The 13,784-nt window shown below is 71.3% G+C and carries 11 protein-coding genes; 2 read left to right on the top strand and 9 right to left on the bottom strand.

The genetic code is table 11. The features are described 5' to 3' along the window. The first annotated feature begins 109 nt into the window (after positions 1-109). On the top strand, positions 110-1,525 hold the full coding sequence (locus G3I78_RS38785; protein ID WP_164433634.1) for a PAS domain-containing protein: 1,416 nt from the start codon (positions 110-112) through the stop codon (positions 1,523-1,525). A gap of 43 nt (positions 1,526-1,568) precedes the next feature. Here G3I78_RS38785 and pdxH read toward each other — a convergent pair whose 3' ends face one another. Beyond that, positions 1,569-2,198, bottom strand: coding sequence for a pyridoxamine 5'-phosphate oxidase (gene pdxH / locus G3I78_RS38790; RefSeq protein WP_164433756.1), 630 nt, complete (start codon positions 2,196-2,198; stop codon positions 1,569-1,571). Between the two features lie 236 nt (positions 2,199-2,434). On the opposite strand from pdxH, the gene G3I78_RS38795 reads away from it, so the two are divergent. Next, on the top strand, positions 2,435-3,535 hold the full coding sequence (locus G3I78_RS38795) for a citrate synthase 2 (RefSeq protein ID WP_164433636.1): 1,101 nt from the start codon (positions 2,435-2,437) through the stop codon (positions 3,533-3,535). Positions 3,536-3,610: 75 nt separating this feature from the next. On the opposite strand, the gene G3I78_RS38800 is transcribed toward G3I78_RS38795, so the two are convergent. From G3I78_RS38800 to G3I78_RS38835, 8 genes are read right to left on the bottom strand one after another with little or no spacing between them, the layout of a single operon-like run. Beyond that, positions 3,611-4,225, bottom strand: a complete 615-nt coding sequence (locus G3I78_RS38800) for a TetR/AcrR family transcriptional regulator (RefSeq protein WP_164433638.1) — start codon at positions 4,223-4,225, stop codon at positions 3,611-3,613. Beyond that, complete coding sequence (locus G3I78_RS38805; protein WP_164433640.1) at positions 4,213-4,947, bottom strand: enoyl-CoA hydratase family protein; 735 nt, start codon at positions 4,945-4,947, stop codon at positions 4,213-4,215. Before G3I78_RS38805 ends, G3I78_RS38800 begins: the two co-directional genes overlap by 13 nt. Continuing rightward, positions 4,944-6,539, bottom strand: a complete 1,596-nt coding sequence (locus G3I78_RS38810; protein ID WP_164433642.1) for a 4-coumarate--CoA ligase family protein — start codon at positions 6,537-6,539, stop codon at positions 4,944-4,946. Before G3I78_RS38810 ends, G3I78_RS38805 begins: the two co-directional genes overlap by 4 nt. A gap of 17 nt (positions 6,540-6,556) precedes the next feature. Then, a complete protein-coding gene (locus G3I78_RS38815) occupies positions 6,557-7,693 on the bottom strand; it encodes an acyl-CoA dehydrogenase (protein WP_164433644.1) in 1,137 nt (378 codons plus the stop codon). A gap of 42 nt (positions 7,694-7,735) precedes the next feature. Then, positions 7,736-9,577, bottom strand: a complete 1,842-nt coding sequence (locus G3I78_RS38820; protein WP_164433646.1) for a biotin carboxylase N-terminal domain-containing protein — start codon at positions 9,575-9,577, stop codon at positions 7,736-7,738. A gap of 8 nt (positions 9,578-9,585) precedes the next feature. Then, positions 9,586-11,184, bottom strand: a complete 1,599-nt coding sequence (locus G3I78_RS38825; protein ID WP_164433648.1) for a carboxyl transferase domain-containing protein — start codon at positions 11,182-11,184, stop codon at positions 9,586-9,588. After that, positions 11,181-12,857 carry an acyclic terpene utilization AtuA family protein gene (locus G3I78_RS38830; protein WP_164433650.1) on the bottom strand — a complete coding sequence of 559 codons (1,677 nt, stop codon included), beginning with the start codon at positions 12,855-12,857 and terminating at the stop codon, positions 11,181-11,183. The genes G3I78_RS38825 and G3I78_RS38830 overlap by 4 nt, the downstream gene beginning before the upstream one ends. Beyond that, positions 12,854-13,648 carry a TIGR03084 family metal-binding protein gene (locus G3I78_RS38835; protein WP_164433651.1) on the bottom strand — a complete coding sequence of 265 codons (795 nt, stop codon included), beginning with the start codon at positions 13,646-13,648 and terminating at the stop codon, positions 12,854-12,856. Before G3I78_RS38835 ends, G3I78_RS38830 begins: the two co-directional genes overlap by 4 nt. Between the last annotated feature and the right edge of the window lie 136 nt (positions 13,649-13,784).

A 13,784-nucleotide genomic window follows, 5' to 3' on the forward strand; every position in this document is an offset into this window, starting at 1 on the left:
CACGTTTCCGGCGTACAACGATTCCCTCAATCTTGCGGGAACGTGGTGTGTGCTGCGTCACGTTCGAGTTGAATGATTGTTAGTGAGCGGCTGGCAGGGGGTCCAGGTGGTGAGTGCTTCACGGCGTAGTGGGACCACCGACGAGCTGGGGCCGGACGGGCCGGGACCGGACGGCCCCGAGGGCTCGGGCGGTTCCGATCTGCTCGCCGCGCTGCTGGACGGGATGGACGCGGCCCTGTGCGCGTTCGACGCGGAGGGTGTCGTCACCCACTGGAACCGCGAGGCCGAGCGCATCCTCGGCTGGACCGCCGCCGAGGCGGTGGGGCGGCACGGCTTCGCCGGGTGGGCCGTACGGCAGGCGGACGCCGAGGAGGTCGAGGGGCGGCTGATGTCCGCCATGCAGGCCCCCGGGCGGCAGGTCCACGAGTTCGCGCTGCTGACCAAGGACGGCGGCCGGGTGCTCGTACGCACCCAGTCCGCGGCCGTGCGCGGCCCCGACGGCAAGCCCGCCGGGGTGTACTGCGCCTTCAGCGAGGTGCACACCCAGATCGACCTGGAGCGGTCGATCGCGCTGAGCGAGGCCCTGTTCGAGGACGCCTCGTGGGGTGTCGTGCTGGTCGACGCCGATCTGCGGCCCGCCGTGGTCAACGCGCACGCGGCCCGCTCGCTGGGCATCGGCCGTACGTCCGTGCTGGGGCGGCCCCTCGGGGAGCTGCTCGCGCAGGGCGTGGAGGAGCTGGAGAGCGCGCTGACCCATGTGCTGGCCGAGGGCGCGCCGCCGGCCCCGGCCGAGATCTGGGTCGGGGTGCGGACACCGGACGGGGAGAAACGGCGGTGCTGGCGCTGCGGCTTCGTACGGCTGGCCTCGCCGCTCGCGGAGGAGCCGGTGCCGTTGGGCGTCGGCTGGCTGTTCCAGGACGTGACGGAGGCCAAGCAGAGCGAGCAGGAGGCCTCGCTGCTGCGTTTCCGGACCAACCAGCTGCACCGGGCGGCCCGGGCGGCGGCGGAGTGCGAGGACCCGGCCGAGGCGGCCGTCGTGCATCTGGACTTCGCGCTGGCCGGGTTCGCCGACCACGCGCTGATCGACCGGGTGGCCGGGGGCGCGCTGGCCGACGGTGAGCCGGACGGGCCCGTACGGCTGGTCCGGGTCGCAGCCACCCCCTCCGGGGCGCCCGGCCCGAGCCTCCAGGCCTCGGGCGCCGCGGGGCTGCCCGTGCGGTACGCCGAGGGGCATCCGGCGTTGCAGTGCGTGGACCGGGTGGGCTCGGTGCGGGCGAGCGTCGGGGCGGTGCCGGGTGACCGGGCCCGTGAGTGGGCCCTGGCCCGGCAGTGGCCCGCGGACGTGGTGCACGCCCTGTGCGCGGTGCTGCGCAGCCGGGGGCGGACCCTGGGCGTCGTGACGTTCCTGCGGGGTTCCGGGCGGGGGCAGTTCGAACGGGGCGACGCGGTGTACGCGGAGGATGTGGCGGTGCGGATCGCTTCCGCGCTGGATCTGGGCGGGGTGGTGGAGCGGCCGGGGTCTTAGGGGCCGGCTCCACCACGTTCTGAGTGCCCGTTCGACCGCCGTCTCAAGGGCTCAGTCGCTCCACCCGCCACCCCCCGTCCGCCTCCGCCACGTACCGCAGGCGGTCGTGGAGGCGGTTCTCGCGGCCCTGCCAGAACTCGACGCGTTCGGGGGCCACGCGGAAGCCGCCCCAGTGCGGGGGGACCGGGACCTGTTCGCCCTCGGGGTAGCGGGCGGCGAGGTCGGTGTACGCGGTGTCGACCTGGTCGCGCGAGTCGATGACCGAGGACTGGGCGCTGGCCCAGGCGCCGAGCTGGGAGCCGTGCGGGCGGGTGCGGAAGTAGGCGGCGGTCTCGTCGCGGCCGGTGCGGCGGGCCACGCCGGTGACGATGACCTGGCGGGCCATCGGGTGCCAGGGGAAGAGCAGGGAGACGTACGGGTTCCGCGCGAGGTCGCTCGCCTTGCGGGAGTCGTAGTTGGTGTAGAAGACGAAGCCCTGTTCGTCGAACTGCTTCAGGAGCACCGTGCGGGAGCTGGGGTGCCCCTCGGCGTCGGCGGTGGAGACGACCATGGCGTTCGGCTCGAAGAGGTGCGCCTCGGTGGCCGCCTGCTTGAACCAGCGCGCGAACTGCTCGACGGGCGTGGCGGCCAGGTCGGCCTCGGCGAGGCCCTCCGCGCGGTACTGCTCGCGCATGGAGGCGGGGTCCGGGGAGGCGGCGTGTGCTGCGTCGGTCACGCGGTCATCTTGCCGTACGGACGCTTCCCCACGGATTGCCGTACAGCCCGCTTCCCCACGGATTGCCGTACGGCCGCTTCCCCCCATCCCCCACCACCACAGACGGTGGCACTGAGTGCCGCCAACACTCCCCAAAGGTGGCACTCGGGGATATCGTGGCGTCATCCGTCGTTCACATCATGAGGAGCCGCCTGATGTCCGACTTCGTACCTGGCCTCGAAGGCGTCGTCGCGTTCGAGACGGAGATCGCCGAACCGGACAAGGAGGGCGGCGCGCTGCGGTACCGGGGCGTCGACATCGAGGATCTGGTCGGCCATGTCTCGTTCGGCAACGTGTGGGGGCTGCTGGTCGACGGCGCCTTCGATCCCGGTCTGCCGCCCGCCGAGCCGTTCCCGATCCCGGTGCACTCCGGGGACATCCGCGTGGACGTCCAGTCGGCGCTCGCCATGCTCGCGCCGGTGTGGGGGCTCAGGCCGCTGCTCGACATCGACGCCGACCAGGCCCGTGCCGACCTCGCCCGGGCCGCCGTCATGGCGCTCTCCTACGTCGCCCAGTCCGCGCGCGGGCAGGGGCTGCCGATGGTGCCGCAGCGGGAGATCGACAAGGCGCAGTCGGTCGTGGAGCGGTTCATGATCCGGTGGCGTGGGGAGCCGGACCCGAAGCATGTGGCCGCCGTGGACGCCTACTGGACGTCTGCCGCCGAGCACGGGATGAACGCGTCCACCTTCACCGCGCGCGTGATCGCCTCCACCGGTGCGGATGTCGCCGCCGCGCTCTCCGGGGCCGTAGGAGCGATGTCCGGGCCGCTGCACGGCGGGGCACCGTCCCGGGTGCTCGGGATGATCGAGGAGATCGAGCGGACGGGCGATGCGGAGGCGTACGTCAAGCAGGCGCTGGACCGGGGTGAGCGGTTGATGGGGTTCGGGCACCGGGTGTACCGGGCCGAGGATCCACGCGCGCGTGTGCTGCGTCGTACGGCTCGGGAACTGGGGGCGCCCCGGTTCGAGGTCGCTGAGGCGTTGGAGAAGGCGGCGCTGGCGGAGTTGCATGCGCGGCGGCCGGATCGGGTGCTGGCCACGAACGTGGAGTTCTGGGCGGCTATCGTGCTCGACTTCGCGGAGGTGCCGGCGCACATGTTCACTTCGATGTTCACGTGTGCGCGGACTGCTGGGTGGTCGGCGCACATTCTTGAGCAGAAGCGGACTGGGCGGCTTGTGCGGCCTTCTGCGCGGTATGTGGGGCCCGGGTCCAGGGATCCTCGGGACATCGAGGGGTATGAGGGGATCGCCCACTGAGGGTGTGGCTGAGGGGTGTGGGCGGCTGCGGGCCGTTTGTGGCTGGTCGCGCAGTTCCCCGCGCCCCTAAAAAACCTAAAGCAGGGCCTCGTCCAGCAGTACAGCCCACTGCTCCACAACCTTCTCTCGGCGAGCGTGGTCGTCGGTGAGGAGATTCGCCAGGCCCAGGCCCCTCGCCATGTCCAGCAGGCCCTGGACTGTTTCTCGGACTCCTGGCTTCTTCTCGTCCGCGGCCAGCAGCTCCACCGCGATGCGATGGGTCTCGCGGCCGACGCGAGCCTCCAACTCCGTCACCCGGGGCCGTAGTTGCTCCTCGTTCGAGGCTGCCACCCAGAGGTGGAGGGCGGCTCGGAAGAGGGGGCCCGTGTAGAGGTCGACCAGGGCTGAGACGACCGCGCGTCTGTCGTCGGCCGCGCCCTCGGGGAACAGGGCGCGCAGGGCCGTAGAGCGCTCCTCCGCCACGTACTCCACCGCCGCCGTGAAGAGGTCCTCCCTGGTCGGGAAGTGGTGTTGGGCGGCGCCTCGGGAGACGCCGGCGCGTTCGGCGACGACCGTGACCGTGGAGCCCGCCCAGCCGTGTTCGGCGAGGCAGGAGACGGCCGCTTCGAGGAGGCGTTGGCGGGTGGCGCGGCTGCGGTCCTGTTTGGGCCTGCGCTCCGCCCGGTCGCCGATCGTGGTCACACCACCCATGAGGGATCCCGTCGTTCCAGGAAGGCCGTCATGCCCTCCCGCGCGTGCGGTGAGGCGAACAGCCGGGCCGAGAGCGCGGTCAGGTGGGCCGCGTCCCGGTCGAAGGTCTCCAGCACCCTAGCCGTGAGCAGCCGTTTCGTCTCCGCCAGGGCCTCGGGGGCGGACCGTCGCAGACCGTCGAGGATCGGTTCGAGTACGGCGTCCACGTCGTCGCCCGCCGCCGTGACCAGGCCGATCCGGGCGGCCTCGGCCGCGTCGAAGCGCTCGCCGGTGAGGTAGTGGCGGGCGAGGGCGCGGGGGTCGGTGCGGGGCAGCAGCGTCAGGGAGATGACCGCGGGGGCGACTCCGATCCGTACTTCCGTGAAGGCGAACGTCGACTCCGTGGCCGCGACCGCGATGTCGCAGGCGGCGAGGAGGCCGAGGCCGCCCGCGCGGACGTGGCCGGGGACGCGGGCGACGACGGGTTTGCCCAGCTCCACGATCTGCCGCAGGACGCCGACCAGTTCGGAAGGGTCCGGGGGGTCCTTGAGGTCGGCGCCCGCGGAGAAGGTGTTGCCGGTGTGGGTGAGGACGATCGCGCGGACATCCGGGTCCTTGGCGCAGTCGTCGAGAGCGTGGGCCAACTCCCCCACCAGCGCGGCCGACAGGGCGTTGCGGTTGTGCGGGGAGTCGAGGGTGAGGGTCTCGACGGCACGCGCGCGTGTACGGGCGATCAGTGTCATGCGCGTTCCCTGAGCTGTCGTCGGAGGATCTTGCCGGAGGCGGCGCGGGGCACTGCGGCGATGAAGGTGACCTGGCGGACCCGTTTGTAGGGGGCGACGCGCTCGGCTACGTACATCATGACCTCACCCTCGGAGAGATCGGAGAGATCGGAGAGATCGGAGGGGCCGGACGCGGCCTGCTGGCGGACGACATAGGCGTGCGGGACCTCGTTGCCGTCCTCGTTGTAGACGCCGATGACGGCCGCGTCGGCGATGCCGGGGTGGGTGAGCAGGAGGGCCTCCAGTTCGGCGGGGGCCACCTGGAAGCCCTTGTACTTGATGAGTTCCTTGACCCGGTCGACGACGAACAGCCAGCCGTGCGCGTCGACATGGCCGACGTCACCGGTGTGCAGCCAGCCGTCCGGGTCGATCATCGCGGCGGTGTCGTCGGGGCGGCCGAGGTAGCCCTTCATGATCTGCGGGCCGCGGATGAGGATCTCGCCGGGTTCGCCGATGTCGAGGTCCTTGTCGGGGTCGTCGAGGGAGACGATCCGCATCTCGGTGCCGGCGATGAGCTTGCCGACCGTGCCGGGTGGCGCCTCGCGCATGGCGGAGAGGGGGACGACGTGGGTGCCGGGCGAGAGTTCCGTCATGCCGTACGCCTGGCCGACGGGCGGGAGGCCGAGCCGGGCCGAGCAGGCGGCGGCGAGTTCCGCGTCCAGCGGGGCGGCGGCGCTGACGATGTAGCGCAGGGACGAGAGGTCGTACCGCTCGATCAACGGGTGCTTGGCGAGGGCGAGGACGATCGGCGGGGCCACGTACAGGCCGGTGATGCGGTGGTTCTGGATCGCCGCGAGGAAGGTCTCCAGGTCGAAGCGGGGCAGGACGACGACCGAAGCGCCTTGGCGCAGGGGCGCGTTCATGAGAGCCGTGAGGCCGTAGATGTGGAAGAAGGGCAGGACCGCGAGGATGCGGTCCTCGGGGCCCGCCGACATCAGGGGTTCCAGCTGGGCGAGGTTGGTGGCGATCTGCCGGTGCGTGAGCATCACGCCCTTGGGGGTGCCGGTGGTGCCCGAGGAGTACGGCAGTGCTGCCACGTCCGTCACCGGGTCGATGGCGATGTCCGGCTCGGGGGCCGTCGAGGCGAGCATGTCGAGCAGGGAGCGGTGGCCGGGGGCGCTGTCGCAGACGAAGATCTCCCGTACCCCGCCCGCGAGTTCGGCCGCCCTGCGCGCGGTCTCCAGCAGCGGGGACACGGTGACGATCCAGCGGGCGTCGGAGTCGGAGAGCTGCTTGGCGAACTCCTCCGGCGTGGACAGCGGGTGCACGGTCGTGACGGAGGCACCCGCGCGCGTGGCGGCGTAGAACGCGGTCGGGAAGGCGATCGTGTTGGGGCTGTGCAGGGCAAGCACGTCCCCCTTGCGCACCCCCGCGTCCGCGAGCCCCGCCGCCACGCGCCGGTGGAACGCGTCCAGTTGGGCGTACGTGAGGGTCGTGCCGTCGGTGCCGTCGATCAGGGCGGGCGTGTCACCGAACTCCGCGGCACGGGCCAACACCGCGTCATGGATGGGAAGTTCTACGGGCTGGACGTCTGCGTACTCGCTGCGGAACACGGCTCCTCCAGGGCGGCCTAGTACGACTTGGGAAGGCCCAGGGTCTGGTGGGAGACGAAGTTGAGGATCATCTCCCTGCTCACCGGGGCGATACGGGCCACACGCGCGGCCGTGATCAGCGAGGCCAGCCCGAACTCGCGGGTGAGGCCGTTGCCGCCGAGGGTGTGGACCGCCTGGTCCACGGCCTTCACACAGGCCTCCCCGGCGGCGTACTTCGCCATGTTGGCGGCCTCGCCCGCGCCCATGTCGTCGCCCTCGTCGTAGAGGTGCGCGGCCTTCTGCATCATCAGGCGGGCCAGTTCGAGGTCGATGTGGGCCTGGGCGAGGGGGTGCGCGATGGCCTGGTGGGCGCCGATGGGGGTGTTCCACACGGTGCGGTCGCGGGCGTAGGTGATCGCCCGGGAGAGGGCGTAGCGGCCCATTCCTATCGCGAAGGCCGCGGTCATGATGCGTTCGGGGTTGAGGCCGGCGAAGAGCTGGAGGAGGCCTGCGTCCTCGTCTCCCACGAGGGCTTCGGCGGGGAGTCGCACGTCGTCGAGGGTGAGCTCGAACTGCTTTTCCTGGGCGGTCAGTTCCATCTCGATATGGCGCCTGTCGAAGCCCGGGGCGTCTCGGGGGACGATGAACAGACAGGGCTTGAGGCGGCCGGTGCGGGAGTCCTCCGTGCGGCCGACTATGAGGGTGGCGTCGGCTATGTCGACGCCGGAGACGAAGACCTTTCGGCCGGTGAGCAGCCAGTCTCCGGTGTCCGGGTCGCGGCGGGCCGTGGTGGTGATGCGGTGGCTGTTGGAGCCGGCGTCGGGTTCGGTGATGCCAAAGGCCATGGTGCGGGTGCCATCGGCCAGAGCTGGGAGCCACTCCTGCTTCTGGGACTCCGTGCCGAAGCGGGCGATCACTGTGCCGCAGATGGCTGGGGATACGACCATCATGAGGAGGGGGCAGCCTGCTGCGCCGAGTTCTTCGAGGACGATGGAGAGTTCTGAGATTCCGCCGCCTCCGCCTCCGTATTGCTCGGGGAGGTTGACGCCCAGGTAGCCGAGTTTGGCTGCCTCTTCCCAGAGGTCTTCTCGGTTGAAGTCGCGGCCATGGCGTTTGCCCAGGGCGGCTACGGCTGTTCGGAGGGCTTTGTGCTCGTGCGTTTCGATCGTGGGCATGTGGCTCCTTCGTTGGGGCTGGTCGCGCAGTTCCCCGCGCCCCTAGGTAGATCGGACTACTGCCAGTAGAGAGCCGACCGTTACCTGTTGGCCGACAACTGCATTGAGCTCGGTGAGCGTTCCTGCGTGTGGAGCCGTGATCTTGTGTTCCATCTTCATTGCCTCCAGCCATAGGAGGGGCTGGCCCGCTTCCACTGCGGATCCCTCCGCCAAGCCGTCCGCGATCCGTACAACCGTTCCCGGCATGGGGGCCAGCAACGAGCCTGGGGCGTGCTGGGTCGTCGGGTCCGGGAAGCGGGGCAGGGGCTTCAGGGCCGTGCCGCCCACGTACACCTCGTCGCCGTACCTCGACACCTCGAACTTCCGCTGTACTCCGTCCACTTCGAGTACGACCCTGCTCGCGTCGGCGTGCAGCACCCGCACCCCGTCCGCTTCCAGGCCCTGCCTCGTGTGGCGGTAACGGACCTCGTGCTCCTCGCCCGCCATCTCGTAGCGCTTGGTCTGGGGGGTGGAGGGGAGGTTGCGGAAGCCTCCGAAGCGGGAGCGGCCGACCGCGTCCGAGAGCGCGGCCGCCAGAGGGGCCAGCAAGTCCGTGACGGGCTGGGTGAGTTCCGGCAGGTGGCGGTCGTAGAAGCCCGTGTCCATGCGGGCCGTCGTGAACTCCTTGTGGCGCAGGGAGTTGACCAGCAGGTCCCTGTTGGTGGTGGGGCCGTGGAGCTGGGCCCCCTCCAGCGCGCCCGCCAGTTTGCGGAGTGCTTCCGCGCGCGTGGGGGCGTGGGCGACGACCTTCGCCAGCATGGGGTCGTAGTGGACGGGGATCGGGTCGCCGTTCTCGTAGCCCGTGTCCAGGCGGACCGACGGGGGCAGCGCGAGGCGGTGCAGGGTGCCCGTCTGGGGGGTCCAGTCCCTCGCCGGGTCCTCGGCGTAGAGGCGGGCCTCCACGGCGTGGCCACGTGCGCCAGGAGGGGTGTCGGACAACGCGGCACCCTCCGCGATCCTGATCTGTTCCGCCACCAGGTCCACGCCGAACACCGCTTCCGTCACCGGGTGTTCGACCTGGAGGCGGGTGTTCATCTCCAGGAAGTGGGCGCGGTCGTCGGCGACCAGGAACTCGACCGTGCCCGCGCCGACGTAGTCCACCGCGCGGGCCGCCCGGACCGCCAATTCGTGGAGTTCTGCGGTGAGTTCGTCGCTCAGACCGGGCGCCGGGGCCTCCTCGATCACCTTCTGGTGGCGGCGCTGGAGGGAGCAGTCGTGGGTGCCGAGGGCCCAGACCGTGCCGTGGGTGTCGGCGAGGATCTGGACCTCGACGTGGCGGCCGTCCTCGACGTACGGCTCGACGAAGACCTCGCCGTCGCCGAAGGCGTTCGCGGCCTCGGTGCGGGCGCTCTCCAGGGCGGCGGGCAGGTCTTCGAGGCGGCGGACGATCCGCATGCCCCGGCCTCCGCCGCCCGCCGCCGCCTTCACCAGCACCGGCAGGTCGGACTCGGTCACGTCACCCAGCGGCGCGAGCCCCATCAGCTGCTTCGCGCGCGTCTTGGACGCCATCGCCTCGATCGCGGACGGGGGCGGGCCGATCCAGACCAGGCCCGCGTCCAGGACCGCCCTGGCGAAGTCGGCGTTCTCGGAGAGGAATCCGTAGCCGGGGTGGACGGCGTCGGCGCCGGCGGCGAGGGCCGCCTTCACGATCAGGTCGGCGCGCAGGTAGGTGTCGGCGGGGGCCGCTCCGGGGAGTCGTACGGCCGCGTCCGCCATGCGCGTGTGGAGGGCGTTCGCGTCGGGGTCCGAGTGCACGGCGACCGTTCGGATGCCCAGCTCACGGCAGGTGCGGAAGACCCGGCAGGCGATCTCGCCTCGGTTGGCGACGAGGACAGAAGCAATCACTGGGTTCCTCACATCCGGAAGACGCCGAAGCCGCCCCGCGCGCCTTCGTAGGGCGCGGTGTGGATCGCGGACAGGCACATGCCGAGGACCGTGCGGGTGTCGCGGGGGTCGATGACGCCGTCGTCGTAGAGCCGCCCGGACAGGAACATGGGCAGCGACTCGGACTCGATCTGCTGCTCCACCATCGCGCGCAGGGCCGCGTCGCCCTCTTCGTCGTACGGCAGTCCCTTCGCGGCGGCCGACTGGCGGGCGACGATGGAGAGCACGCCGGCGAGTTGCTGGGGGCCCATGACGGCCGACTTGGCGCTGGGCCAGGCGAAGAGGAAGCGGGGGTCGTAGGCGCGGCCGCACATGCCGTAGTGGCCCGCTCCGTACGAGGCTCCCAACAGCACGGACAGGTGCGGGACCTTGGAGTTGCTGACCGCGTTGATCATCATCGCGCCGTGCTTGATGATGCCGCCCTGCTCGTACTCCTTGCCGACCATGTAGCCGGTGGTGTTGTGCAGGAAGAGGAGCGGGATGTCACGCTGGTTGGCCAACTGGATGAACTGGGCCGCCTTTTGGGACTCCTCGGAGAACAGGACGCCTTGGGCGTTCGCCAGGATGCCGACTGGATATCCGTGCAGTTCGGCCCAGCCGGTCGCGAGGCTCGTGCCGTACAGGGGCTTGAACTCGTCGAAGTCGGAGGCGTCGACGATCCGGGCGATGACCTCGCGCGGGTCGAAGGGGGTGCGGAGGTCGCCGGGGACGATGCCGAGAAGCTCCTCGGCCGAGTACTTGGGGGGCTCCGCCGGGCCCGGATCGCCGTACGCCTTGCGGTGGTTGAGGCGGGACACGACCCTGCGGGCCTGGCGCAGGGCGTCCTGCTCGTCCACGGCGAAGTAGTCCGCGAGGCCCGACACGCGCGCGTGCATCTCGGCGCCGCCCAGGGACTCGTCGTCGCTCTCCTCGCCGGTGGCCATCTTCACCAGGGGCGGGCCGCCGAGGAAGACCTTGGCGCGCTCCTTGACCATGATCACGTGGTCGGACATGCCGGGGATGTAGGCGCCGCCGGCCGTGGAGTTGCCGAAGACGACGGCGACGGTGGGGATTCCGGCGGCCGAGAGCCGGGTCAGGTCACGGAAGATGGCCCCGCCCGGGATGAAGATCTCCTTCTGGGACGGGAGGTCGGCGCCGCCCGACTCCACCAGGCTGATGCAGGGCAGCCGGTTGGCGAGGGCGATGTCGTTGGCGCGCAGGGCCTTCTTCAGCGACCACGGGTTGCTCGCGCCGCCGCGCACGGTCGGGTCGTTGGCGGTGATCAGGCACTCCACGCCCGCCACCACGCCGATCCCGGTGACGAGGGAGGCGCCGACCGTGTAGTCGCTGCCCCAGGCGGCCAGCGGGGAGAGTTCCAGGAAGGGCGTGTCCGGGTCGAGGAGCAGCTCGATGCGCTCGCGGGCGAGGAGCTTGCCGCGTTTGCGGTGTCTCTCCAGGTACTTCTCGCCGCCGCCCGCCAGCGCCTTGGCGTGCTCGGTGTCCAGCTCGGCGAGCTTGGCGAGCATGGCCTCGCGGTTCGCCCGGTGGTCGGGGCCGGCCGGGTCGAGGGTGGTCCGCAGGATCGTCACAGCAGGGCCTCCGGGATGTCCAGGTGGCGGGAGCGCAGCCATTCACCGAGGGCCTTGGCCTGCGGGTCGAAGCGGTGCTGGGCGGCGACGCCCTCACCGAGGATGCCCTCGACGACGAAGTTCAGGGCGCGGAGGTGGGGCAGGTCGTGCCGGGTGACGGTCAACTCCGCTGTCTCCGGGAGGAGTTCGCGGAGGCGGCCCTCGGTGAGGGTGTGGGCGAGCCAGCGCCACGCCTCGTCCGTGCGGACCCAGACGCCGATGTTCGCGTTGCCGCCCTTGTCACCGCTGCGGGCACCGGCGATCAGGCCGAGGGGCGCGTGGCGGGTGGGGCCTTCCGGCAGCGGCTCGGGCAGGGGTGGTGCCGGTGAGGCATCGAGCACGGCGGTCTCCTGGGCCGGCGCCACAGGGATCCGCCGCCCGTCGTGGAGGACGGCCACATGGTCCACGGCTCCATGGGGGACGTACACATCCTCGAAGACCCCATAGGGCGAGCCCTTCCCGGGTGGTGCCAGCACATGGAACCCGGGGTAGCTGGCGAGGGCGAGTTCCACGGCGGCACCGCTGAGCGCTCGCCCCACGGCCCCCTGGTCCGCGTCCCGGACGACGAGCCGCAGCAGCGCACTCGCCGTCTCCTCCGTGTCCGCGTCGGGCCGGTCGGTGCGGACCAGGTCCCAGGTGACGTGGGCGACCTTGGCGAGCGCGGGGCCCATCTGCTCCCGCACCAGGGCGGCCTTGGCCTCGATGTCGAGGCCGGTCAGGACAAAGGTCACCTCGTTGCGGAAGCCGCCGAGCCGGTTGAGGCCGACCTTGAGGGTGGGCGGCGGGGCCTCGCCGCGTACGCCGGTGATCCGGACGCGGTCGGGGCCGTCCTGGGTGAGCCGGACCGTGTCGAGGCGGGCGGTGACGTCGGGTCCCGCGTACCGGGCGCCCTGGGTCTCGTACAGGAGTTGGGCGGTCACCGTACCGATGTCGACGAAGCCGCCGGTGCCGGGGTGCTTGGTGATGACGGCGGTGCCGTCCTCGTGGAGTTCGGCGAGGGGGAAACCGAGCCTTCTGAGGTCGTGCCCGCCCTCGGTGAAGAACGCGTAGTTGCCGCCGGTGGCCTGGGTCCCGCACTCCAGGACATGGCCCGCGACGACGGCTCCCGCGAGACGGTCGTACTCCCCGGGCCCCCAGCCGAAGTGCGCGGCGGCGGGCCCGGTGACCAGGGCCGCGTCCGTCACCCGGCCGGTCACGACCACGTCGGCGCCCTCGCGCAGACAGGCGGTGATGCCGAAGCCGCCGAGGTAGGCGTGCGTGGCGAGGCTGCCGGGGTGACGGGCGGTGAGGCCGTCGCCCTCGACGTGGGCGACCTTGACGTCCAGGCCCAGTCGTTCAGCCAACTCCCTTATGCGGGTGGCGAGTCCGGCCGGGTTCAGTCCTCCGGCGTTCGCCACGATCGCGACACCCCGCTCGTGCGCCAGCCCCAGGCACTCCTCCAGCTGCCTCAGGAACGTGCGGGCATAGCCGGCCCCGGGGTCCTTCAGCCGGTCCCGGCCCAGGATGAGCATGGTCAGCTCGGCGAGGTAGTCGCCGGTGAGGACGTCGAGTTCACCGCCGGTGAGCATCTCGCGCATCGCGTCGAAGCGGTCGCCGTAGAAGCCGGAGGCGTTGCCTATGCGGAGGGGGGTCATTCGGCCGCCCCCTTGGGCGTACGGCCCTTGCCGGGTGGGCCCGCGAAGGCCTGGGCGATGTCGAGCCAGCGTTCGGCGTCCTCACCCTCCGCGCGCAGGGCGAGGTCGGCGCGGTGGGCACGCTGGGTGACCAGGAGGCAGAGGTCGAGGGCGGGGCCGGTGACGCGGTCGACGGCGTCCTCGGGGCCGTAGACCCACAACTCGCCGCCAGGGCTGGTGAGTTCGATACGGAACTCCTCGAACGGCGGGGTCAGTCCGTGCACCCCGAAGGCGAAGTCCCGGGTACGGACGCCGAGTCGGACGATGTGCCGGATGCGGTCGGTGGGCTCCCGGGTCACGCCGAGCGCGTCCGCCACGTCCAGGCCGTGCGCCCAGGTCTCCATCAGTCGGGCGGTGGCCATGGAGGCGGTCGACATGGGCGGGCCGTACCAGGGGAAACGGGCCCCCTCCGGTGCCGCGCGCAGGGCGTCCGCCAGGTCCTCACGCCCGGCCCGCCAGTACGCCAGCAACCGCGCGGGCGGCTTCCGGGCCCCCTCCTCCGCACCGTTGTCCACGAAGTCGCCGGGCGCGGCCAGCGCCTTCTCGACCTCGCGGGAGAAGGCCTTCTGATCGGTCACGGCGAGCAGGGACGAGTGGTCGGTCCAGGCGAGATGCGCGATCTGATGGGCCACGGTCCAGCCGGGAGCGGGGGTCGCGAGCGCCCACCGCTCCTGGCTCAACTCGGCTACCAGCAGGTCGAGTTCCTCGCTCTCCGCACACAGGTCGTCGATGACGGGCATGGGGTCTGCCATGGGGTGAGGATGTCAGCGGCCCAGGAAACAAGCAAGCGTGCTTGCATTAATTTGTTGTCCATGAGTCCGGGGCCGTGTGTGTACGGGTCGCCACTCATGGTGATTCGCGGTGGTCGCCGTAGCGGAAGCGGCGACG

This window comes from Streptomyces sp. SID13726 (assembly GCF_010548375.1).
Classification (GTDB): domain Bacteria; phylum Actinomycetota; class Actinomycetes; order Streptomycetales; family Streptomycetaceae; genus Streptomyces.

What these genes read in the sequence shown, in the direction of transcription:
- pdxH (WP_164433756.1), bottom strand. Translation starts at nt 2,198, where the DNA reads ATGCGCGAGCAGTACCGCGCGGAGGGCCTCGCCGAGGCCGACCTGGCC.
- G3I78_RS38795 (WP_164433636.1), top strand. Translation starts at nt 2,435, where the DNA reads ATGTCCGACTTCGTACCTGGCCTCGAAGGCGTCGTCGCGTTCGAGACG.
- G3I78_RS38800 (WP_164433638.1), bottom strand. Translation starts at nt 4,225, where the DNA reads ATGGGTGGTGTGACCACGATCGGCGACCGGGCGGAGCGCAGGCCCAAA.
- G3I78_RS38805 (WP_164433640.1), bottom strand. Translation starts at nt 4,947, where the DNA reads ATGACACTGATCGCCCGTACACGCGCGCGTGCCGTCGAGACCCTCACC.
- G3I78_RS38815 (WP_164433644.1), bottom strand. Translation starts at nt 7,693, where the DNA reads ATGCCCACGATCGAAACGCACGAGCACAAAGCCCTCCGAACAGCCGTA.
- G3I78_RS38830 (WP_164433650.1), bottom strand. Translation starts at nt 12,857, where the DNA reads ATGACCCCCCTCCGCATAGGCAACGCCTCCGGCTTCTACGGCGACCGC.
- G3I78_RS38835 (WP_164433651.1), bottom strand. Translation starts at nt 13,648, where the DNA reads ATGGCAGACCCCATGCCCGTCATCGACGACCTGTGTGCGGAGAGCGAG.